Source organism: Marinovum sp., from assembly GCF_034669705.1.
Lineage (GTDB): Bacteria > Pseudomonadota > Alphaproteobacteria > Rhodobacterales > Rhodobacteraceae > Marinovum.
This window is the reverse complement of the sequence record NZ_JAXMOR010000040.1, coordinates 15,000-34,004: the sequence shown is the minus strand read 5'-3', so window position 1 is coordinate 34,004 and position 19,005 is coordinate 15,000. Positions and strand designations below refer to the sequence as shown.

Genomic DNA, 19,005 nt, shown 5'->3' with positions numbered 1-19,005 from the left:
AGGTGAAGGGGATCAGGCCGCGAGGTCGTGCTGGCGCAGGTGCGCGCCGGCGCGCAGGGCCAGCGCCGCCACGGTCAGCGCCGGGTTCACCGCCGCCGAGGTCGGCAGCAACGCGGCATCGGTGATAAAGAGGTTGGGGTGGTCATGGCTGCGGCCGAAGCTGTCGGTGACGCTGCTGGCCGGGTCATCGCCCATCCGCGCGGTGCCGCATTGATGCGACGGAGTGCGCCGGTCAAAGGGCCGCGCGACCACCACCGGATAGCCCGCCCGGCGCAGCAGCCGCTTAAGCCGCGACACCAGCGCGTCATGCGCCTGCAGGTTCGAGCGCTGCCAGTCGAGCACGATCTGGCCGTCTTTCAGCGTCACCCGGCTCTCGGGGCTGGGGAGGTCTTCGGACATGGCATAGAGGTCGACCGAGCGCGCCGCGATCCAGTCGGCCAGCGGCCCCGGAAGCCGCGATGCGGCGCGCAGGATCGGCCCGGAGATCTTGCCCAGCAGCTGGATATTGCCAAGCGGTTCGCCGTCCGGTCCGCCTGTGAGGTAGAAGTCGTTCACCATCAGGGTCTTCTGATAGACCGAGGGGTTTTTGCGCAAAGGGTGCAGCGCCAGCACCGCCGAGCAGTTGTGGTTCATGAAATTGCGCCCGACCTGGTCCGAGCGGTTGGCCAGCCCGGTCGGAGAGCGCTCATCGGCCGAGGCCAGGAGCAGCGCCGCGCTCTGCACCGCCCCGGCGGCCAGCGCCACGATACGCGCCTCGATCACCTCGCCGCTTTCCAGCTCGACGCCGCGCAGCCGGTCGCCCGCGCCGCGCAGCAGGCGGCTGACCCGCGCGCCGGTGCGCAGCGTCACGTTGTCCCGCGCCAGCGCCCGGCTCAGCGCGGCGCTCTCGGCATCGCGCTTGCCGCCGTTGGTGTCGGGAAAGGCATCCCAGGGCGTTTTCGCCCGCGACAGCCAGCGCTCGAGATCGACCGCCAGAGGCAGCGGCGACGGGTGCAGGCCCTGCGCCGCCAGCCGGTCGCGCAGATCGGCGATGGCGGGTTCATGCGGCACCGGGCCATGGGGGTAGTCGCCGGACCGGGGCGGCTCGGTCGGGTCGCAGCCCGCCTTGCCACGCACGCCGTAGAGCTGTTCGGCCTCTGTGTAGAAGGGCTCGAGATCGGCATAGGAGATCGGCCAGCCCGGCGTGGTGCCACCGATGTGGCGCAGCGGGCGGAAATCCTCGGCGCGATAGCGGATCAGCGCGCCGCCGTAGAATTTCGAGTTGCCACCGACGTTGTAGTAGTTGCCGGGGTTGAAGGCGCGGCCCTGACCGTCGCGCCATTGCTCGTCGGGGCGATAGTGGCCGCGGGCAAAGATCGCCTCGGGGTCGCGGTCATGCACCGAAGGGCGCAGGCGTTCGCCGCGCTCGAGGATGAGGATGCGGCGGCCGGAGGGGGCCAGCGCCGCGGCCAGCGTGGCCCCGCCGATGCCCGATCCGACGATCACGATATCCGCCGCATCCGCCATTCACGACACCCGCTGTTCGGTCTCGGGGTCGAAGGCCACGGCCTTGTCCATGTTGATGGCAAAGGGGAAGGTCTGGCCGGCATGGACATCCACATCAGCGCGGAACCGGCCGGTGACCTCCTTGCCGCCCAACTGGGTGACGACAAAGGTGTCTGAGCCCGCCGGTTCGGTGACCTCGACATGGGCGTCGATCACCTGCACCGCACGGCTGTTGCGGTCGGCGCCGTCGCGGTCGGTGATCGCCTCGGGGCGCAGGCCCAGCACGATCTCGCGGCCGTCATGGCGCTCGAAGCCGCGACCTTCGGCAAAGGGCAGGCTGGCCTCCTGGCCGCCGGCCAGAGTCGCCTTGGCCACCGCGCGGCCGTTTTCCACCGCGATCCGCGCCGGAAAGAGGTTCATCGAGGGCGAGCCCATGAAGCCAGCCACGAACATGTTTGCCGGGTTGTCATAGACCTCTTTCGGGGTGCCAAGCTGCTGGACGTGGCCGCCGAACATCACCGCGATCCGGGTCGAGAGGGTCAGCGCCTCGATCTGGTCGTGGGTGACATAAACGATGGTGGTCTTCAGCTTCTGGTGCAGCTTCTTGATCTCGGTGCGCATGTCGACGCGCAGCTTGGCATCAAGGTTCGACAGCGGCTCGTCGAACAGGAAGACATCCGGATCGCGCACCAGCGCCCGTCCCATCGCCACCCGCTGGCGTTGTCCGCCCGAGAGCGCGCCGGGCTTGCGATCCAGCAGATGCTTGATCTGCAACAGGTCCGCCACCTGATTCATCGCCTTGTCGCGCTCGGGCTTGGGCACGCCGTGCATCTCGAGGCCGAAGACGATGTTCTGGCCGACATTCATGTTGGGGTAGAGCGCGTAGGACTGGAACACCATGGCGATATTGCGCTCGGCCGGGCGGACGCCCGCCATCGACCGCCCCTTGATGGCGATGTCACCGCTGGTGATCTCTTCCAGCCCGGCGATCATGTTCAGCAGCGTGGACTTGCCGCAGCCCGAGGGGCCGACGAGCACGAGGAACTCGCCTTCCTCGACCGAGATATTGGTCTCATGCAGGACCTTGACCGCGCCGTAGGACTTGGTGGCGTTTTTGATATCGAGAAATCCCATGGGATCATTCCTTTGTCATGCCGGCCGCGCGCAGGGGCGCTGCGGCGTTCGGTGTTTCAATGCCTCCATCGGAGGCCTTGATTTTACTGCGTAAAACCACGCCTTACCCTTTCACCGAACCAGCCATCAGCCCGCGGACGAAATACCGGCCGGCGACGACATAGACGAGGAGGGTGGGCAGGGCGGCCATGATGGCACCGGCGAAATGGACGTTGTATTCCTTTACCCCGGTCGAGCTCTGCACGAGGTTGTTCAGCGCCACGGTCATCGGCTGGCTGTCGAAATCCGAGAAGGAGGCGCCAAACAGGAAGTCGTTCCAAATGTTGGTGAACTGCCAGATCACGCAGACCACCGCGATGGGGCCTGACGAGGGCAGCATGATGCGGCGGAAGATGGTGAAGAACCCGGCGCCGTCGATCATTGCCGCGCGCACCAGCTCGGTCGGGAACTGCTGGTAGTAGTTGCGGAAATAGAGCGTCGAAAAGCCGATGCCGTAAACCAAGTGGACAAAGACCAGCCCCGGCACGGTGCCGGCCAGACCCGCGAGCCCCAGCATCCGCGCCATCGGGATCAGCACCATCTGGAACGGGATGAAGCAGCCGAAGAGCAATAGGCCAAAGAGGATGGTGTCCCCGCGGAACCGCCACTTGGTCAGCACATAGCCGTTGAGCGCGCCCAGCACGGTCGAGATCGCGACAGCCGGCACCACCATGACGATGGAGTTCCAGAAAAACGGCTTGAGGCCCGTCGCCTCGACACCGATCTGCGCCGTCGACCAGGCGCTTTTCCACGGTGCGGTGGTCCATTGGTCGGGCAGGGACATCATGCCGCCGGCCTGGATCTCGCTCAGCGGTTTCAAAGAGTTGACCACCATCACATAGAGCGGCAGCAGGTAATACAGGCAGAACAGCGCGAGCAGGGTATAGATCACAAAGCGCGAGCCGGCTCCGGTGCGCACCACGGTTGCGGTTGCATTGCTGGACATCACGACTTCTCCCTGAGTTCGGAGTAGATGTAGGGCACCATGATCGCCGCGATCGCCATCAGCATGATCGTGGCCGAGGCCGCGCCGATGCCCATCTGGTTGCGGGTGAAGGTGTAGGAATACATGAAGGTCGCCGGCAGCTCAGTGGCGGTGCCGGGGCCCCCGCCGGTGAGCGCGATGACCAGGTCGTAGGACTTGATCGCCATATGCGCCAGCACCACGAAGGCCGACATGAAGGCCGGGCGCAGCTGCGGGATGACGATGCGGCGATAGAGCGAGAAGTTCGAGGCACCGTCGATCTGCGCCGCCTTCAGCACCTCGTTGTCGATGCCGCGCAGCCCGGCGAGGAACATCGCCATGACAAAGCCCGAGGTCTGCCAGACCGCCGCGATGACGATGGTATAGATCGCCATGTCTCCGTCCTTGATCCAGTCGAAGGTAAAGCTTTCCCAGCCCCAGCTGCGCACCACCGCCTGTAGCCCGATGCCGGGATCGAGAAACCATTTCCACGCCGTGCCGGTGACGATGAACGACAGCGCCATCGGGTAGAGGTAGATGGTGCGGATGAAGCCCTCGGCGCGGATCTTCTGGTCGAGCAGGATCGCCAGCGTCAGCCCCAGCGCACAGCAGATCACGATGTAGAGCGAGCCGAAGACCAGCAGGTTGACGACCGCGGTGTCCCAGGCCCGGATGCGGAACAGCTTGGAGTAGTTCTCCCATCCCACGAGGTCATAGGAGGGCAGGATCCGGCTGTCGGTGAAGGACAGGTAGAAGGTGAAGATGATGAAGCCGTAGACGAAGATCAGCACCATCGCGAGGCTCGGGCTGAGGACGATCTTGGGCAGGGCGTCGCGCAGCCAGTCTCGGCCGCTGCGATTTGGGCGTGCGGAGACCTCACGCACTTCGGGCGCGATCTGAGTCATTGGATTTTCTCCCTTGGGACGGTTGGGAAAGCGCCAGGTGGCGCTTTCCCGAGAGGGGCCGGTTACTGCGAGATTTCGACTGCAGTGACCAGCTCTTCAACGGCGGTGTCGCTGTCGTACTCGCCGTTGAAATGCGCGGTGATGACGTCATACATCGCGTTCTTGACCGAGGCCGGGTTGGCGTGGCCGTGGCCCATCGAGCCATAGAGGTTGCCGCTGGAGGCGGCCGCCTTGAAGTCCTCATAGGCGCGCTGGCCACAGGCATCGAGCTCGCTGGCGTCAAGATCGGTCCTGGCCGGAACCGAGCCCTTGACCTTGTTGAAGGCGATCTGGAATTCCGGCGACATGATCGCCTTGGCGAGAGCCGCCTGCTCCTCGGAGACACCGTCGCCCTGGCTGAACATGGCGAACTGGTCAGAGTTGAAGGTCACCTGGTCCTGGCTGCCGGGGAAGCGGAAGCAGAGGAAATCCTCGCCCGGCACCTTGCCGGCGTTGAGGAACTCGCCCTTGGCCCAATCGCCCATCAGCTGGAAGGCGGCTTCCTTGTTGATCACCATGGCGGTGGCCAGGTTCCAGTCGCGGCCAGAGAAGTTGTCGTCGACATAGCCACGCAGGGTGCCCATGCGGTCGAAGACCTCTTTCATCTGGTCAGAGCCCAGCGCTTCCGGATCGAGATCGATCATCGACGCCTGATAGAACTCGGGTCCGCCGACCGACAGGACGACCGCGTCAAAGAAGGTGGCCTCCTGCCAGGCCTGGCCGCCATGCGCCAGCGCGGTGTAGCCCGCGTCCTGCGCCGCCTGCAGCGCGGCGGTGAAGTCTTCCCAGGTCTGCGGCTCTTCGAGTCCCAGCTCGTCCATGATCGCCTTGTTGGCCCAGACCCAGTTGGTCGAGTGCACGTTCACCGGCGCCGCGACCCACTGGCCCTCGTAGCTGGCAAACTTCTGCAGCGCTTCCGGCACGACCTCGCCCCAGTTGCCGTCTTCGGCGATCTCGTTGAGGTTGGCCAGCGCGCCTTCCTTGGCCCAGTCGGTGATGTCGAAGCCGAGCATCTGCACGGCGGTGGGCGCATTGCCCGAGGTCACCCGCGCCCGCAGCACGGTCATCGCCTGGGTGCCGCCGCCACCGGCGACCGGCATGTCCTGCCAGCCGATGTCCTGTCCGGCCAGATCGTCCTTGAGCACATTCAGCGCCGCGGCCTCGCCGCCAGAGGTCCACCAGTGCAGAACCTCGACGTCGGCGGCCAGCGCCGGCGTCGCGCCCAGTGTGACGGCCATGGCCGTCATCTTGAGTGTCTTTCTCATTGTCATCTTTGGTACTCCCTATTTTATGGCGCCCCTCCCGGGCTGCCGTATTCAAACGTTACAAATCGCTTTTCCGTCAAGCTTTAACTTTCGTCACCCCTTTCCAGATCCTCCAAGGAAATCATCCAACCTCCCGTAGCCCAATGACAAACCCGAATATCTCACGCCGCGGGAAATTTTATCGCGGAAGTTTACTGTTGAAACGTTTTAAAGTTGACGCATAGTCTCTCAGCAGCGCTGCCCGAGCGGGCGGCAGTCTCTCGAAGTGGACGCCATGAGCACCGGACCCCGATTCGACCGGCCCAAGCCGACGCTGCGCACCGTGGCCGAGCTGACCGGCTATGCGGTGGCCACGGTGTCGCGGGCGCTGTCGGGGGATCCCAAGATCGCCGCCCGGACCCGCGCCAAGATCGAAGCGGCAGCGCGGCAGGTGGGCTATGTGCCCGACCGCGCTGCGCGCCGGCTGCGCACCGGCCGCACCCAGGTGGTGACGCTGCTGCTCAACACCGACCACGAGTTCCTCGGCTTCACCCACGAGTTCCTGTCCGGCATCACCGAAGGACTGCGGGGCACCGGCTATTCGGTGACCGTGGTGCCCGACAGTCTCGGCCCCGACCGGCTGAGCCAGGTGCGCGCCATCCTGCGCAACCGGCTGGCCGACGGCGTGCTCTTTACCCGCACCGAGAGCTTCGATCCCCGCGTGCGGCTGCTGATGGAAGCGCGGTTTCCCTTCGTCAGCCATGGCCGCACCGAGTTTGCCGAGCCGCATGCCTGGGTCGATTACGACAACGAGGCCTTTGCCAGGCGGTCGGTCGAGCGGCTGATCCAACGCGGCCGCAAGCGGATCCTGCTGATCCCGCCGGCCGAGCCTTTCACCTTTGCCCAGCACGTCCGCTACGGCTTCGTCTCGGCCGCCCGCGCTGCCGGCATCGATTACGAGGTGGTCTCTTCGGTCACCATCGACAGCCCCGCAGCCGAGATCGCGGAAGCTCTGCGCCAGAGGCTGGCGCAGCCGGCCCCGCCCGACGGCTATGTCTGCGTCGGCGAGGCGATCGCGCTGACCACGCTCGGCGTACTGTCGGACGCCGGCGTGGTGCCGGGGCAGGGGGCCGACGTGATCGCCAAGCGCGCCTCGCCGATCTTTGACAACATCCGCCCGCGGATCGAGACCGTCTTCGAAGATTTGCACACCACCGGCCGGGTCATGACCGAGATGCTTCTGCGCCGCATGGACGGCGAGCCTGCCGCCGGTCTGCAGCATCTCTTTGCGCCCGGGCCCGCCAGCTGGGAGACCTAGGCCCGGCGCGGGGCCGGCAGATGTCGGTGTCGTGTGGTTCAGCATCAAGCTCTCCCTCCGGATCGGCGCCTTGCCTGGGGTCCGGTGCATCTCAGCCTGTCTTGACCCAAGGTGCCCGGCTGCGCCCGATGCGCATGACCAGAGATTTCACCTCGAGGAACTCCTCGAAACCGTAGCGGCCGATCTCGCGTCCCTGGCCGGATTGCTTCATCCCGCCAAAGGCAAGCTCGGGAAATCCGTCCATCCAGGTATTGGTCCAGACCGTGCCGGCCTGTGCCTTGCGGCAGAAGCTCAGGCAGGTGTGGACATCCTCGCTCCAGACGCCCGCAGACAGACCGTAGGCCGAGTCATTGGCCAGAGCAACAGCCTCGTCGAAGTCGCGGAAGGTGAGCACCGAGAGCACCGGGCCAAAGACCTCGGCCCGCGCGATCTCCATCTCAGGCGTGACCCCGCGCACCACCGTCGGCTGATAGAACTGCCGGCCGAGCCCTTCGACCTCCATCACCCCGCCGCCAAGCACCACCTCGGCGCCCTGTTCGCGGGCGGCCTGGACATAGCCGTCGATCTTCTGCTGGTGTTCGGCGGTGACGATGGCGCCAACCTGGGTGTCGGGGTGCATCGGGTTGCCGAAGACCACCCGCCGCGACAGCGCCACCACGCGCGCGACGAAGTCCTCGGCGATGTCCTCGTGCACGATGATCCGTGACGAGGAATTGCAGCACTGGCCGACGTTGAAGTAGACGCCGAAGGTCACCGCATCGGCGGCGCTTTCGAGATCGGCGTCGGGAAAGATCACCTGCGGGTTCTTTCCGCCAAGCTCCAGCGCCACCTTCTTGAGGCTGTCGCCGGCGGATTTGGTGATCAGCTTGCCCACCGCGGTGGAGCCGGTAAAGCTCACCATGTCGACGGAGGCGTGCGTGCTCATCAGGCTGCCCACCGGGTCGCCATGGCCCAGCACGATGTTGCAGACCCCGGCGGGCAGCCCGGCCTCGGCCAGAAGCGCGCCGAGCATGGCGGTGGTGGAGGGCGTCATTTCCGAGGGTTTGACGACACAGGTGCAGCCGGCGGCCAGCGCAAAGGGCAGCTTCTGGCTGAGAATCCAGAACGGAAAGTTCCACGGGGTGATCAGCGAGACCACGCCAATCGGCTCCTTCAGCACCACGCCGAGGATATCCTCGCCCAGCGTGTTGTGGCTGTCACCATGGCTGGCGCGGGCGAGGCTGGCGGCATAGCGCCAGAGATCGGCCGCACCGCCGCATTCGCCGCGCGACTGGCTGATCGGCTTGCCGCTTTCCAGCGTCTCGATCACCGCCAGCCGCTCTTCGTTCGCCTCGATCAGGTCGGCCACGCGGTTCAGCACCGTGGCCCGCTCCTTGCCAGTAAGCCCGCTCCAGCGCCCGTCGTCAAAGGCCCGGCGGGCGGCGGCGATGGCGAGGTTTGTCTCGATCTCGCCGCCAAGCGCCGCCTGGCTGACCACGATGCCGTGCGAGGGAGAGACGCGGTCCGAGCGGCGCCCGTCGGCGCTGTCGCAATAGCTGCCGTCGATGAAATGCCGCGCGGCATAGGGCGCCTCCGGCATGGCAACGGTCTGGTCGGTCTGGATGGTGAGGTCGCGCATGGTTCAGGTCCCCGGAAAATCTGCTGTGCGTTTGTCGCGGAAGGCGGCGACGCCCTCGGCCCTGTCGTCGCTGGCGGCAATGGCGGCGCTGCCCAGCGCCTCGACCATGGCGGCGCGGTCCTCGCCCTGAGCGGCGTGGATCATCGTCTTGGCAATCTCGACGGCGCGCGGCGAGAGGGTGACGGCCCGTTCGAGCAGCCGCAGCGCCGCGGCGCGCGGGTCATCATCGACCGCGGCGACAAAGCCGCAGGCCAGCGCCCGGTCGGATTTGATGCGGTGGCCAAACAGCGCCATCTCCTTGACCATCGGTTCCGGCATCAGCCGCAGCAACCGCTGGGTGCCCGACCAGCCCGGTACGATGCCGACCCCGGCCTCGGGCAGTGCCAGCGCCGCCGTGGGCGCCATCACCCGCAGGTCACAGGCTGCCGCCAGTTCCAGCCCGCCGCCGAAGGCATGGCCGGACAGCACCGCGATCGTCGGTTGCGACAGCCGCGCCAATCGGTCAAAGATTCGGTGGCCGTCGCGCACCCAGTGGCGCGAGAACTCGGCCGGGCTGAGATCGCCCCAGCCGTTGATATCGGCGCCGGTGCAGAATGCCCGTTCGCCCTCGGCGGTAAGCATCACCGCGGCGATGCCCCGGTCACGTTCGATCCGGTCGAGATGCGCAGCCAGCTGGTCGAGCATCTCGACGGTCAGCGCGTTCATCTTGGCCGGATTGTCGAGCCGCAGCTCGGCGACGCGGTCCTCCTGCGTGAAATGAACGCCGCTCATTGGCCCCACCCCATCGGCGCATCCGCCAGAAGCGACAGCGGCAGGGTGATCGCATCGGGAGCCACCTGCACCCGCCCGCCGGAGGCCGCGACGATATCGCGCTCGGGGTCGATGCCGGGCATGATCTCGGTGGCAACAAGGCCCTGATCGGTCAGCCGGATCACGCAACGCTCGGTGATATAGAGGATTTCCTGCCCCAGCTCGCGCGCACGCTTGCCGGAAAAGGTCACATGCTCGACCGCCTCCACCATCTTGGTGAACTTGCCCGGCGCGGCGATATGGATGCCCTGATCGGTCAGCTCGACCTTGGCGCCGGCCTCGAACCAGCCGGAAAACACGATTTTCCTCGCCCCCGAGGTGATGTCGACAAACCCGCCGCAGCCTGCGGTCAGATAGGGCTTCTTGCCGAGCTTGGAGACATTGACGTTGCCCTCCACATCGACCTCGAGAAACGACAGGAACGACACGTCGAATCCGCCGCCCTGGAAATAGATGAACTGCTGCGGCGAAGGCACGAAGGCATCGGCATTGGAGGCGCAGCCAAAGGCGAAGCCGGTCAGCGGCATGCCGCCCACCGCGCCCTGTTCGATGGTCCAGGTGACCGCTTCGGGCTGGCCTTCCTCGAGCAGGATGCGCGGCACCATGGCGCTGATGCCAAAGCCGAGGTTGGCCGACATGCCGGGCCGCAGCTCCATCGCGGCGCGCCGGGCGATGACCTTCTCGACACCATGCTCGGCGCGGGCAAAGCTCTCCCAGGGCCGCATCACCTGGCCGGAAATCGCCGGGTCATAGGGCGTCTCGCAGGTCTGTTTCTGATCCTCGTCGATCACCACAAGGTCGACCAGATGCCCCGGCACCCGCACGTCATGCGGCCGCAGCGAGCCGCGCTTGGTGACCCGGGACACCTGCGCAATCACCAGCCCGCCGTGGTTGCGCACGCAGATTGCCTGCTCGAGACCGCCCAGGTAGGCGCCCTCGTGTTCATAGGTCAGGTTGCCGTGCTCGTCGGCGGTGGTGGCGCGCAGGATGGCGACAGTGGGCACGATGTTGGGGAAATGCAGCCAGGTGTCGCCGTCGAATTCCACCCGCCGGACGATCGGTGCCGCGGCGCCGCGGTCGTTCATCGCGCAGCCTTCGCGCTGCGGATCGACAAAGGTCTCGAGCCCCACCTTGGTCAGCACGCCGGGCCGGTTCGCCGCCGCGTCGCGGGTCATGTCGAACAGGATGCCCGAGGGCACGTTGTATGCCGCGACGCGGTTCTCGACCACCATCTTCCAGATCTCCGGCATTGGTTTCGACGACGGGCCAGAGGGGTAGGACCCGCCGAGGATCCGCGCCAGCAGACCGTCCTTGGCGATATGGTCGACGCCCTTGACGCCATACATGTCGCCGGCGGCAATCGGGTGGATGGTGGTGAGGTCGCGGGGGTGGCCCTCGGTGTCGAACCGCGCGCCGATGGCTTCGAGCATGCGGTCCGGACAGCCCAGCGCCGAAGACGAGGACACAGTGACCACGGCGCCATCCGGGATCCGGGCGGCGGCCTGTTCGGGGGTGGTGATCTTGCTCATGTGGCGGCTCCGTACTCAAGGGTCTGGCACTGGCCGCTGTCAGCCGCCTGTCGCACCGCCAGAGCGATCATCAGCGACAGCAGCCCATCCCGGCCAGAGGCGCTCGGCGTCTTGCCAGTGCGGGCGGCTCGCATGAAACCGGCGACCGCGGTCTCGTAGAGGCTGGTTTTGTCGAAGGGCAGGGCGCTGCGACCGTCGGCAGTCACCAGTTCCAGCGCGCCCTCCGGCTCTTGCGCCATCACGCCCCGGGCGATCAGCGAGCCTTCGGTGCCATGCACCTCGAGCCCGGAGGTGGTGTAGGGGTGGGTAAAGCTCTCGTGACTGAACACCATGGCGCCAGAGGGCATGGACCAGACCGACATGGCGGAATCCTCGACCCCTTGCCCCATGCCGGAACTGGCAGACTGGGCCACCACCGAGATCGGATCCTCCTGCAACAGGAAGCGCACCGTATCGGCGTTGTGCACGGTGATGTCGGGGATCACCCCGCCACCGGCTCCGGGATTGTCGAGCCGCCAGCCGCGCAGATGCTCTGGCAGATGCACCGCGTGAAACACCCGCAGCGACAGGACGCGACCGAGCCGGCCCGCGGCGATGGTCTCGCGGATCGCCCGATGGCTGCCGGCATGGCGCAGGTGGTGATTGACCCCGAGTGCAACCCCGGCGGCCTCCGCCGCGGCGATCATCTCTCGGGCCTCGGCAAGGCTCAGCGCCAGCGGCTTTTCGCACAGCACATGTTTGCCGGCGGCGATGGCCGCCATGGCCTGGGCATGGTGCTTCTCGTTGGTCGAGGAGATATAGACCGCCTCCACGGCCTCATCCGCCAGCGCGGCGTCGAGATCGGTGCCGCTGTGCGGGATGTCATGCTCCTGCGCATAGCGCGCAGCGTGGTCGGCCGACCCGCTGACCACCCGGCGGACCGTGCCACCCTGGGCGCGCAGGGCACCGATCATGTATTGGCTGGCGATGGTACTGGCGCCGACAAGTGCCCAATTCACGCTCTGTCCTCCCTGCTTTGGAACGTTCCATCACTGTCTACTGGAACGTTCCATTGGGAGTCAAGCACTTTTCCCATGCGTCGCGTTCAGGGCGGGGACAGCGTGATCACCGCCCGTGTTGTGTTCAGCCTCAGTTTTCCGTCGCGGCCGGGCGGGCGCACGATCGCCAATGCGGCGCTCTGATCGATACTGACCACCGTCCCGGGCGCGACGTCATGCGGCAGGGGGCTGATCCCGACCAGCTCTGCACCGTTCACGTAAAGTCCGGTGGCATAGACGCTGGTCAGCGTGCCATCCGGCGCCGCGATATCCAGCCTGTCGCCGGCGTTGATGTCGTGCCATGGGTCGGTCAGGGGATCGATTGGCAGGGTCACCGCCCCGGTGCGCACCGGGCCCCGCGTCGTGGTGGCAAAGATCTGCCCCTCGGCATAGACCCCCTGCGTCGCATCGCGCAGCGGCGGTCCGGCCTGTCGCGCAACCGGGCCACCGAACGCCGGCCCCTCGAGCCGGCCATGAACGTGATGCTGCACATGGATCATGCCGTCATAGGCGTGGATGCGGCCCTGCCAGTGACCGTCGCCCCCAAGCGCATACAGCGCCTTTCGGGCGCCGCTCAGCCAGCATTCGCCCAGATCGACGCTCCCGCGGAATTGCCTCAGCCGGATTGCCTCCAGCGTGCCTGGCACCGCCTCGATGCTGTGGCCCTCGCAGGTCACGTCCAGGGTGCCATGTCGTTGAACGGCGATCGCGGTGCCGGGGTAGGTCTCGAACTTCGAGGTGCCGGTGCCCTTGTAGAGCACGCCGTAATATTCCGATCCGGGGTCCGGCGCGATATCGATTGCGGTCTGGTGGCCGACGGTGATCGGCGTGCTGTTGACCCGGCCGCGCTGGGCGGGGGTGGCATAGGCGTCGGAGACATCGCCGACACCGATCCAGTAGGGGTGGCTCACCCCGATATGCTCGGCCCGGCTGATCCGCGCCCCGGCAACAGCGGCCAGTTCCCAGCCCTTGACGAAGCCATGGGTGGCGCGGTCGATCGGACTGCGGATCTCCAGCGTCACCTTCTCGGGATGCCAGGTCTCGATCAGCGGATAGCTGGTTTTGTCGAGAAACTCGCGTCGGCCCGGCGGGCGATACCGCCCACCCCAATGCGCCAGGAACAGCATGTTGCTGGGGGTGTTGGTGCGGCCGAAGGTGCCGACCTCGAACACCGGGCTGTCGATCCAGCCCACCGCCGCCGTCAGGATCGAGGGATCGCTGTCGACGTAGCGGTCGTTCTCGTCACCGCGCACCGAGGCCGCCCGGCACAGCAGTGCCCGCAGCCTGACATTGCGCCGCCGCGGTTGGGGCCCTGCGGTGTAATATCCCGTGCTCGCCCCGGCCACGACGCCGTTCTGTCCGCGGTTGGCGGGTTTCGAGCCGTAGTAGCTGTAGCGTCCGATGATCCGGTCGCCCTCCCACGCGGCGTCCGTGGCCGCGAGGTTCAGGCCGATCTGAAAGGTCTGGAAATCGCTCCAGAGCACGCCGCTGTGGCTCCATCTTGCGGTGAGGTCGAACTGACGGCAGATGTCGATATACTGGCCGGCTTCGGGCCTATGGAGCACCGCGCCGCCCATCCCGTCAGGCGCCAGCCGCACCTCGTAGTCCGACGCCGGCAGCTCGTCATGCACCAGCTCGGCCAGTTCCGAGCCCCTGAGATCGCCGGCCTCCCTGAGGGCCTCAAAGACATCGGCGCGATAGATCGCAACACGGATATCCTCGGGGCGCTCGGCATGAAAGTCAAAGCGCCAGCTGTCCTGGCGGCCATCGGTCTTGCGCCGGCTGTAGCTCCTGACCAAGTAGTCGCCCTCGGCGCGGCACTGGCTTGTGCTGGAATGTGTGCCTGTGGCGCGGGCATAGCGGTCGGCCAGCAGGAAGCCGTTGATCGCGTTGCTGCCGCCCAGCCGCAGCGGGCCGTAGACGCCGGTGTTGGCCCCGTCGAGATCACCCTCAGACAGCAGCCGCCAGCGCAGGTCGGGCCTGGCGCCGAAATGTTCTGGTGCGGGCAGGGCGTCGGGCACCACATCGGCCATGTCGGGGATCCAGCGCGCGCCGGGCTGCCAGCGATAGGCGAACCCGCCGGCGACAAACCGCGCGCCGGCGCGCAGCCGTCCGCCCTCGGCCAGCCACCCCAGCGCCGCCGCGCGGTCGGCAAAGGCCAGATCCCCGCCCGCGGCGGCATGGGTCAGCGGCCCACCTGCAGCCCGGGTCGGGCGAAGGAAGGGCGCGGCTACGGCGGCGGTCAGGACATGGCGGCGGTTCAGCATCGGCAGCCTCTCAGCGGGGTCTCTCCGCCAGAGCTTGCCCGCACGGGCCCGTCGAAAGAACCCCGTGGCTGCCGGCCTCACCGTGACGTGAGCCGCGCGCCGCGCTCAGAAGGTGACCGTGACCCCCGGCAGGTTCAGCGATTTGATCAGCTCGCGCAGCTCCTGCCGGGCGGCGATGTTCGACATGTTCAGCTGCCGAACACCGGCATCCTTGAGGTCGAGCAGGGTCAGACCCCGGGGAAACAGCTCGCGAAAGACCACCCGCTCGGAAAACCCCGGCGCGACGCGAAAGCCGATCCGCTTCGACAGCTTGTCGACCGCCTGCACCATCTTCTGCTTGTTGACCATCTGCTGCGCGCCGACGCGGTTTCGCAGCACCACCCAGTCGATCGGCTTGCCGCCGGCCACCGCCCGCTCCTGCCGGGCCCGCCAGACCATCTCGGAATAGACCGACGGGCCGAGGATCTTGTCGCCCTCGGTGTCGACATGGGCCAGCAGGTCGAAATCGACAAAACTGTCGTTGAGCGGGGTGATCAGCGTATCGGCCAGCGAATGCGCCAGCTGGCTCAGCCGCGTGTGCGAGCCCGGGCAGTCGATGAGCACGAATTCGCAGACCGGCTCCAGCGCCTCGAGGGCGCCGTGGATCTTGGCCTCTTCCTCGCCCTCGGTGGCCGGCACGTCGTGATAGAGCGGCGTCGGCAGCTCCAGCCCGGCGGCGGCCATGTGGCTCACCCGGTTGTGCATGTAGCGGCCAAAGGTCTTCTGCCGCAGGTCGAGATCGACCACGCCGACGCTGTGCCCGATCCGCGCCAGCGCGGTGGCCACATGCATCGACACGGTGGATTTCCCCGCGCCGCCCTTTTCATTGCCGACAACGATCTTGTGCGCCATGGGGTCGCCTCTCTGCCCTGACACCTGCTCTTGTGATGGGCCGCTTATTCCCATCAACCCGGGTCACGTACAAGAGGCGCGCGGCGGATTTCGCGGCCCCGGTCTTCTTCTGTTCAGAAATACCCTCGGGGGGAAGGCCGCAGGCCTGTGGGGGGCAGAGCCCCCCGATCGGCGCGCCCGGCGCGCCGATCCCAATGCCTCAACCGCGCGCCCGCCCGCCGCGGGTCACCAGCACCGTCAGCACCGCCAGCGCCGCGCAGATCAGGATGGCAAGGATCAGCCGCTCCGGTGTGCCGTCGAACACCAGCCCGGTCAGACCGATCATCACGCCGCCGACCACCATCTGCAGCGTGCCGCCATAAGACGACGCGAGCCCGGCAATCGGCCCGTGCGGATCGAGCGCCAGCACCATCGAGGTCGGCACCACCAGCCCGAGGCAGGCATTGGACAGAGCCAGCCCGAGGATCAGCCCCAGAAGCGGCATGCCGTCAAGAAAGGCCCAGAGCCCGAGCACCGTGGCACAGCCGGCGAAGCCAAAGGTAGCCCAGATCACCACCCGTGCCGCACCGAAGCGCGCGCCCAGCGTGGCGGCGAATTGCGAGGCGGCGATGAAGCCCATGGCGTTGATCGCGAAAGCCAGGCTGAACTGCTGCGGGCTGAGGCCGTAGGCACCGGTAAAGACGAAGGGCGACATCGCCAGATAGACGAAGAAGCTCGCCATGCCGAAGCCGCCGACCAGCGTCAGCCCCATGAACACCGGATCACGCGTGAGCGTGGCAAGGCCCGCCCGCATCGAGGCGAAGTGCACCGGCTGGCGATCCGCCGGCGCCAGGGTCTCCGGCAGGGCGCGCAGGCTCAGAACCAGCGCCAATGCACCGGCCGCCGCCAGCACGCCGAAGATCATCCGCCAGCTGCCGACGCCCATGATCAGGCTGCCGGCGAGCGGCGCCAGCATCGGCGAGACCGACATCACCAGCATGATCATCGCCATCATCCGGGTCGCGGCCTCGCCGGTGTGGCGGTCGCGGATGATCGCGCGGGGCACCACCATCAGCACCGCCGCGCCCACCGCCTGCACCACCCGCGCGGCGATCAGCACGCCGATCGAGGGCGCCAGCGCGCAGGCCAGCGTGCCCAGCAGGAAGACGCCGAGCCCGGCATAGACCGGCGGCTTGCGCCCGGCGGCATCCGACCACGGGCCGTAGATCATCTGTGCCAGGCCGAAAGCGATGAAATAGGCGGTCAGCGTCGCCTGTGTCGCGGCCACCGAGGCTCCGAGATCGCGGGTGATGTCGGGCATCGCCGGCAGGAACATGTCCACCGCGAAGGGGCCGGGCACGACCAGCGCGCCAAGGATCAGGCCTTCGCGCCAGAAGCTGCGCGCGGGAGAGAGAGACAGGGTCGGCATGAGAAACTCACTTTCACGAAAAACGGCAGGCACAAAAGAAAATGGCTGCCCGCGGAGGTTCCGGGGGCAGCCACGAAAAACGCGTGGAATGCGCGGGTGTTTAGAACCCGAGGCCCTCGTATTTCTTTTTGAACTTCGAGACGCGGCCACCTTGGTCCATCAGGCGGGTGTTGCCGCCGGTCCAGGCCGGGTGCGCGCTGGGATCGATGTCCAGCGTCATGGTGTCGCCTTCCTTGCCCCAGGTGGTGCGCATCTGGACGACGGTACCATCGGTCATCTTGACGTCGATGACGTGGTAATCGGGATGGGTATCTTTCTTCATCTCGCCACTCCTTACGCTTCGGCGCCCGAAGACTTGGGCTTGTAGTTTGCGTCCTCGGCGATCCGGGCCGATTTGCCACGGCGCGAGCGCAGGTAGTACAGCTTGGCGCGGCGGACACGGCCACGGCGCACCACGGTGATGCTGTCGATATTGGTCGAGAACAGCGGGAACACACGTTCCACGCCTTCGCCAAAGGAAATCTTGCGGACGGTGAACGAACCGGCAATGCCCACGCCGTTCTTGCGGCTGATGCACACACCTTCGTAGTTCTGCACCCGGGTGCGCGTGCCCTCGGTCACCTTGTAGCCGACGCGAATGGTGTCGCCGGCCTTGAAATCGGGAATCTCCTTCCCGAGCGAGGCGATCTGTTCCGCCTCGAGTTCTGCGATCAGGTTCATCTGATCCACTCCTATGTCGCTCACGGTTTTGCCCGTGAAGGTGGTCGGCCTCAGAGCTCTCGGTCTTCTTCCGGGTCCGCATGTCGCGCCCGCCAGAGATCAGGTCGGCTTTGCTGTCGTCGCCTCCGCGCCTTGCCAAAGCGGCGCCTGTCAGCCCCGTCAGAAGCAGACGGGAATCGATCAGGAGCCGGCGCGGCGCGGGATGCGCGGGATAAATCAGAGAACGCCCCGCATTTCAAGCAAAAACGCCGCCGCCGTCAGGCGTGAAAGGCCGCGCCGGGGCAGGGGGCGGACACGAAAAAGGGCGCCACCGGGGCGCCCTGTTCCAAAACCTGTGAGGCAGCTCAGGCGAGCTGGATGTTCGACGCGCTTTCGCGGCCGTCACGGCCGGATTCGACGTCGAAAGTCACTTTCTGGTCGTCATTGAGCGTGGTCAGGCCCGCACGTTCGATCGCGGAGATATGGACGAAGATGTCCTTGCCGCCCGATTCAGGTGCGATGAAGCCGAAGCCTTTGGTAGAGTTGAACCATTTCACGGTGCCATTGGCCATCGTGAGATCTCCTATAATTTTCAACCTGTTCGCGGAAGTGCAACAGCGTGGCACGGTTGGCCAAGATCGAGTTCGCTGAGGTCCGGAAAGGGAAAGCAGGGGATCGACTGAGGTAAACGTAGCCCGCCCCTTGTGACAGGATGCGGACGTCTTGTCCATGGTTATTCTCGCGACGCCGCGTCACCCGGTCCGCGGCACCGCTGTGACCTCAGTCGTCCCCGGTCTGCCAGGCCTCCCAGAGATCGGGGCGGCGGGCGCGAGTGATTGCCTCGGCTTGCGCCTGTCGCCACTTGGCGATCTCGCCGTGATGGCCCGAGAGCAGCACGTCGGGAATCCGGTGGCCCTGCCATTCCGGCGGCTTGGTATATTGCGGATGTTCCAGCAAGCCGTTGGAAAAGCTCTCTTCCTCGGCGCTGGCCTCATTGCCCAGAACGCCGGGCAGCAATCGCACGGTGGCGTCGATCATCGCCTGCGCCGCCAGTTCGCCACCGGTCATGACAAAATCGCCCAACGAGACCTCGGTGATGCCGTAGTGGTCGATCACCCGCTGGTCGAGCCCCTCGAACCTGCCGCAGATGAAAATCGCGCCGGGGGTGGCGGCGAGGCCTCTGGCCATCGCCTGGTCAAACCGGCGGCCGCGCGGGCTGAGATAGATCAGCGGACCGGGTCCCTTGTGCAGGGCGTGCTCGATGGCCCGGCCCATGATGTCGGCGCGCAGCACCATGCCGGCGCCGCCACCGGCGGGGGTGTCATCGACATTGCGATGCTTGCCCTCGCCGAAATCGCGCAGATGCACGGTGTCGAGCTGCCACTTGCCGTCCTTCAGCGCCCGCCCGGTGAGCGAGCCGCCCAGCACCCCGGGGAACATCTCGGGGAACAGCGTGATCACGCTGGCACGCCAGACGTCGTGCAGGTCTGGCGCGTCGGTCATCAGCGGCTGCGGTTTCAGCGTCGCTCTGACGGCCTTGCGGCCATGCGATTTGCTCGGAGGGGTCTTTGGCTGTGTCATGCGCGCTCCTTAGCCTGCCAATCTGGCCCTGCAAAGA

General features: G+C 66.5%; 17 protein-coding genes. 1 reads left to right on the top strand and 16 read right to left on the bottom strand.

Going from position 1 to position 19,005, the window contains the following annotated elements; all coding sequences use genetic code 11:
* Nucleotides 1-12: 12 nt before the first annotated feature.
* The 5 genes from VOI27_RS20420 to VOI27_RS20400 form a co-directional block, all read right to left on the bottom strand.
* Nucleotides 13-1,506 (bottom strand): GMC family oxidoreductase, encoded by a 1,494-nt coding sequence (locus VOI27_RS20420; RefSeq protein ID WP_323768015.1) that lies wholly within the window; start codon nucleotides 1,504-1,506, stop codon nucleotides 13-15.
* On the bottom strand, nucleotides 1,507-2,619 hold the full coding sequence (locus VOI27_RS20415) for a sn-glycerol-3-phosphate ABC transporter ATP-binding protein UgpC (protein ID WP_323768013.1): 1,113 nt from the start codon (nucleotides 2,617-2,619) through the stop codon (nucleotides 1,507-1,509). It lies immediately after the preceding gene.
* Between the two features lie 103 nt (nucleotides 2,620-2,722).
* The gene (locus tag VOI27_RS20410; RefSeq protein WP_323768011.1) at nucleotides 2,723-3,604 is read right to left on the bottom strand and encodes a carbohydrate ABC transporter permease; all 882 of its coding nucleotides are present in this window, start codon (nucleotides 3,602-3,604) and stop codon (nucleotides 2,723-2,725) included.
* Nucleotides 3,604-4,416 carry a sugar ABC transporter permease gene (locus VOI27_RS20405; protein WP_323768026.1) on the bottom strand — a complete coding sequence of 271 codons (813 nt, stop codon included), beginning with the start codon at nucleotides 4,414-4,416 and terminating at the stop codon, nucleotides 3,604-3,606. Before VOI27_RS20405 ends, VOI27_RS20410 begins: the two co-directional genes overlap by 1 nt.
* Before the next feature lie 173 nt (nucleotides 4,417-4,589).
* A complete protein-coding gene (locus VOI27_RS20400) occupies nucleotides 4,590-5,831 on the bottom strand; it encodes an ABC transporter substrate-binding protein (RefSeq protein ID WP_416374701.1) in 1,242 nt (413 codons plus the stop codon).
* Nucleotides 5,832-6,105: 274 nt separating this feature from the next.
* On the opposite strand from VOI27_RS20400, the gene VOI27_RS20395 reads away from it, so the two are divergent.
* Nucleotides 6,106-7,128: a LacI family transcriptional regulator gene (locus VOI27_RS20395; protein WP_323768007.1), complete on the top strand. Its 1,023-nt coding sequence runs from the start codon at nucleotides 6,106-6,108 to the stop codon at nucleotides 7,126-7,128.
* 91 nt (nucleotides 7,129-7,219) lie between these two features.
* Here the strand turns inward: VOI27_RS20395 and VOI27_RS20390 are convergent, their stop codons facing one another.
* From VOI27_RS20390 to trmD, 11 genes are all read right to left on the bottom strand, one after another.
* Complete coding sequence (locus VOI27_RS20390) at nucleotides 7,220-8,746, bottom strand: aldehyde dehydrogenase family protein (protein ID WP_323768005.1); 1,527 nt, start codon at nucleotides 8,744-8,746, stop codon at nucleotides 7,220-7,222.
* 3 nt (nucleotides 8,747-8,749) lie between these two features.
* The gene (locus tag VOI27_RS20385) at nucleotides 8,750-9,517 is read right to left on the bottom strand and encodes an enoyl-CoA hydratase/isomerase family protein (protein ID WP_323768003.1); all 768 of its coding nucleotides are present in this window, start codon (nucleotides 9,515-9,517) and stop codon (nucleotides 8,750-8,752) included.
* Nucleotides 9,514-11,085 carry an acyl CoA:acetate/3-ketoacid CoA transferase gene (locus tag VOI27_RS20380; protein ID WP_323768001.1) on the bottom strand — a complete coding sequence of 524 codons (1,572 nt, stop codon included), beginning with the start codon at nucleotides 11,083-11,085 and terminating at the stop codon, nucleotides 9,514-9,516. Before VOI27_RS20380 ends, VOI27_RS20385 begins: the two co-directional genes overlap by 4 nt.
* Nucleotides 11,082-12,083 carry a Gfo/Idh/MocA family oxidoreductase gene (locus VOI27_RS20375; protein WP_323767998.1) on the bottom strand — a complete coding sequence of 334 codons (1,002 nt, stop codon included), beginning with the start codon at nucleotides 12,081-12,083 and terminating at the stop codon, nucleotides 11,082-11,084. The genes VOI27_RS20380 and VOI27_RS20375 overlap by 4 nt, the downstream gene beginning before the upstream one ends.
* 86 nt (nucleotides 12,084-12,169) lie before the next feature.
* Nucleotides 12,170-14,389 (bottom strand): hypothetical protein, encoded by a 2,220-nt coding sequence (locus tag VOI27_RS20370; RefSeq protein WP_323767996.1) that lies wholly within the window; start codon nucleotides 14,387-14,389, stop codon nucleotides 12,170-12,172.
* 105 nt (nucleotides 14,390-14,494) lie between these two features.
* Complete coding sequence (locus VOI27_RS20365) at nucleotides 14,495-15,280, bottom strand: division plane positioning ATPase MipZ (RefSeq protein ID WP_323767994.1); 786 nt, start codon at nucleotides 15,278-15,280, stop codon at nucleotides 14,495-14,497.
* Nucleotides 15,281-15,479: 199 nt separating this feature from the next.
* Nucleotides 15,480-16,688 (bottom strand): multidrug effflux MFS transporter, encoded by a 1,209-nt coding sequence (locus tag VOI27_RS20360; protein WP_323767992.1) that lies wholly within the window; start codon nucleotides 16,686-16,688, stop codon nucleotides 15,480-15,482.
* Between the two features lie 100 nt (nucleotides 16,689-16,788).
* A complete protein-coding gene (rpmE, locus tag VOI27_RS20355) occupies nucleotides 16,789-17,010 on the bottom strand; it encodes a 50S ribosomal protein L31 (RefSeq protein ID WP_048530142.1) in 222 nt (73 codons plus the stop codon).
* 11 nt (nucleotides 17,011-17,021) lie between these two features.
* Complete coding sequence (rplS, locus tag VOI27_RS20350) at nucleotides 17,022-17,408, bottom strand: 50S ribosomal protein L19 (RefSeq protein ID WP_323767989.1); 387 nt, start codon at nucleotides 17,406-17,408, stop codon at nucleotides 17,022-17,024.
* A gap of 344 nt (nucleotides 17,409-17,752) precedes the next feature.
* On the bottom strand, nucleotides 17,753-17,959 hold the full coding sequence (locus tag VOI27_RS20345; protein WP_323767987.1) for a cold-shock protein: 207 nt from the start codon (nucleotides 17,957-17,959) through the stop codon (nucleotides 17,753-17,755).
* 208 nt (nucleotides 17,960-18,167) lie between these two features.
* Entirely contained in the window at nucleotides 18,168-18,968 is an 801-nt protein-coding gene (trmD, locus tag VOI27_RS20340) for a tRNA (guanosine(37)-N1)-methyltransferase TrmD (RefSeq protein WP_323767985.1), read from the bottom strand.
* Between the last annotated feature and the right edge of the window lie 37 nt (nucleotides 18,969-19,005).

Excerpts from the sequence above, each read along its gene's own strand:
- rpmE (WP_048530142.1), bottom strand. The coding sequence starts at position 17,010 with ATGAAGAAAGATACCCATCCCGATTACCACGTCATCGACGTCAAGATG.
- rplS (WP_323767989.1), bottom strand. The coding sequence starts at position 17,408 with ATGAACCTGATCGCAGAACTCGAGGCGGAACAGATCGCCTCGCTCGGG.
- VOI27_RS20365 (WP_323767994.1), bottom strand. The coding sequence starts at position 15,280 with ATGGCGCACAAGATCGTTGTCGGCAATGAAAAGGGCGGCGCGGGGAAA.
- VOI27_RS20395 (WP_323768007.1), top strand. The coding sequence starts at position 6,106 with ATGAGCACCGGACCCCGATTCGACCGGCCCAAGCCGACGCTGCGCACC.
- VOI27_RS20360 (WP_323767992.1), bottom strand. The coding sequence starts at position 16,688 with ATGCCGACCCTGTCTCTCTCTCCCGCGCGCAGCTTCTGGCGCGAAGGC.
- VOI27_RS20370 (WP_323767996.1), bottom strand. The coding sequence starts at position 14,389 with ATGCTGAACCGCCGCCATGTCCTGACCGCCGCCGTAGCCGCGCCCTTC.
- VOI27_RS20385 (WP_323768003.1), bottom strand. The coding sequence starts at position 9,517 with ATGAGCGGCGTTCATTTCACGCAGGAGGACCGCGTCGCCGAGCTGCGG.
- VOI27_RS20400 (WP_416374701.1), bottom strand. The coding sequence starts at position 5,831 with ATGAGAAAGACACTCAAGATGACGGCCATGGCCGTCACACTGGGCGCG.
- VOI27_RS20345 (WP_323767987.1), bottom strand. The coding sequence starts at position 17,959 with ATGGCCAATGGCACCGTGAAATGGTTCAACTCTACCAAAGGCTTCGGC.
- VOI27_RS20410 (WP_323768011.1), bottom strand. The coding sequence starts at position 3,604 with ATGTCCAGCAATGCAACCGCAACCGTGGTGCGCACCGGAGCCGGCTCG.
- VOI27_RS20415 (WP_323768013.1), bottom strand. The coding sequence starts at position 2,619 with ATGGGATTTCTCGATATCAAAAACGCCACCAAGTCCTACGGCGCGGTC.
- VOI27_RS20380 (WP_323768001.1), bottom strand. The coding sequence starts at position 11,085 with ATGAGCAAGATCACCACCCCCGAACAGGCCGCCGCCCGGATCCCGGAT.
- VOI27_RS20405 (WP_323768026.1), bottom strand. The coding sequence starts at position 4,416 with ATGGTGCTGATCTTCGTCTACGGCTTCATCATCTTCACCTTCTACCTG.
- VOI27_RS20420 (WP_323768015.1), bottom strand. The coding sequence starts at position 1,506 with ATGGCGGATGCGGCGGATATCGTGATCGTCGGATCGGGCATCGGCGGG.
- trmD (WP_323767985.1), bottom strand. The coding sequence starts at position 18,968 with ATGACACAGCCAAAGACCCCTCCGAGCAAATCGCATGGCCGCAAGGCC.
- VOI27_RS20390 (WP_323768005.1), bottom strand. The coding sequence starts at position 8,746 with ATGCGCGACCTCACCATCCAGACCGACCAGACCGTTGCCATGCCGGAG.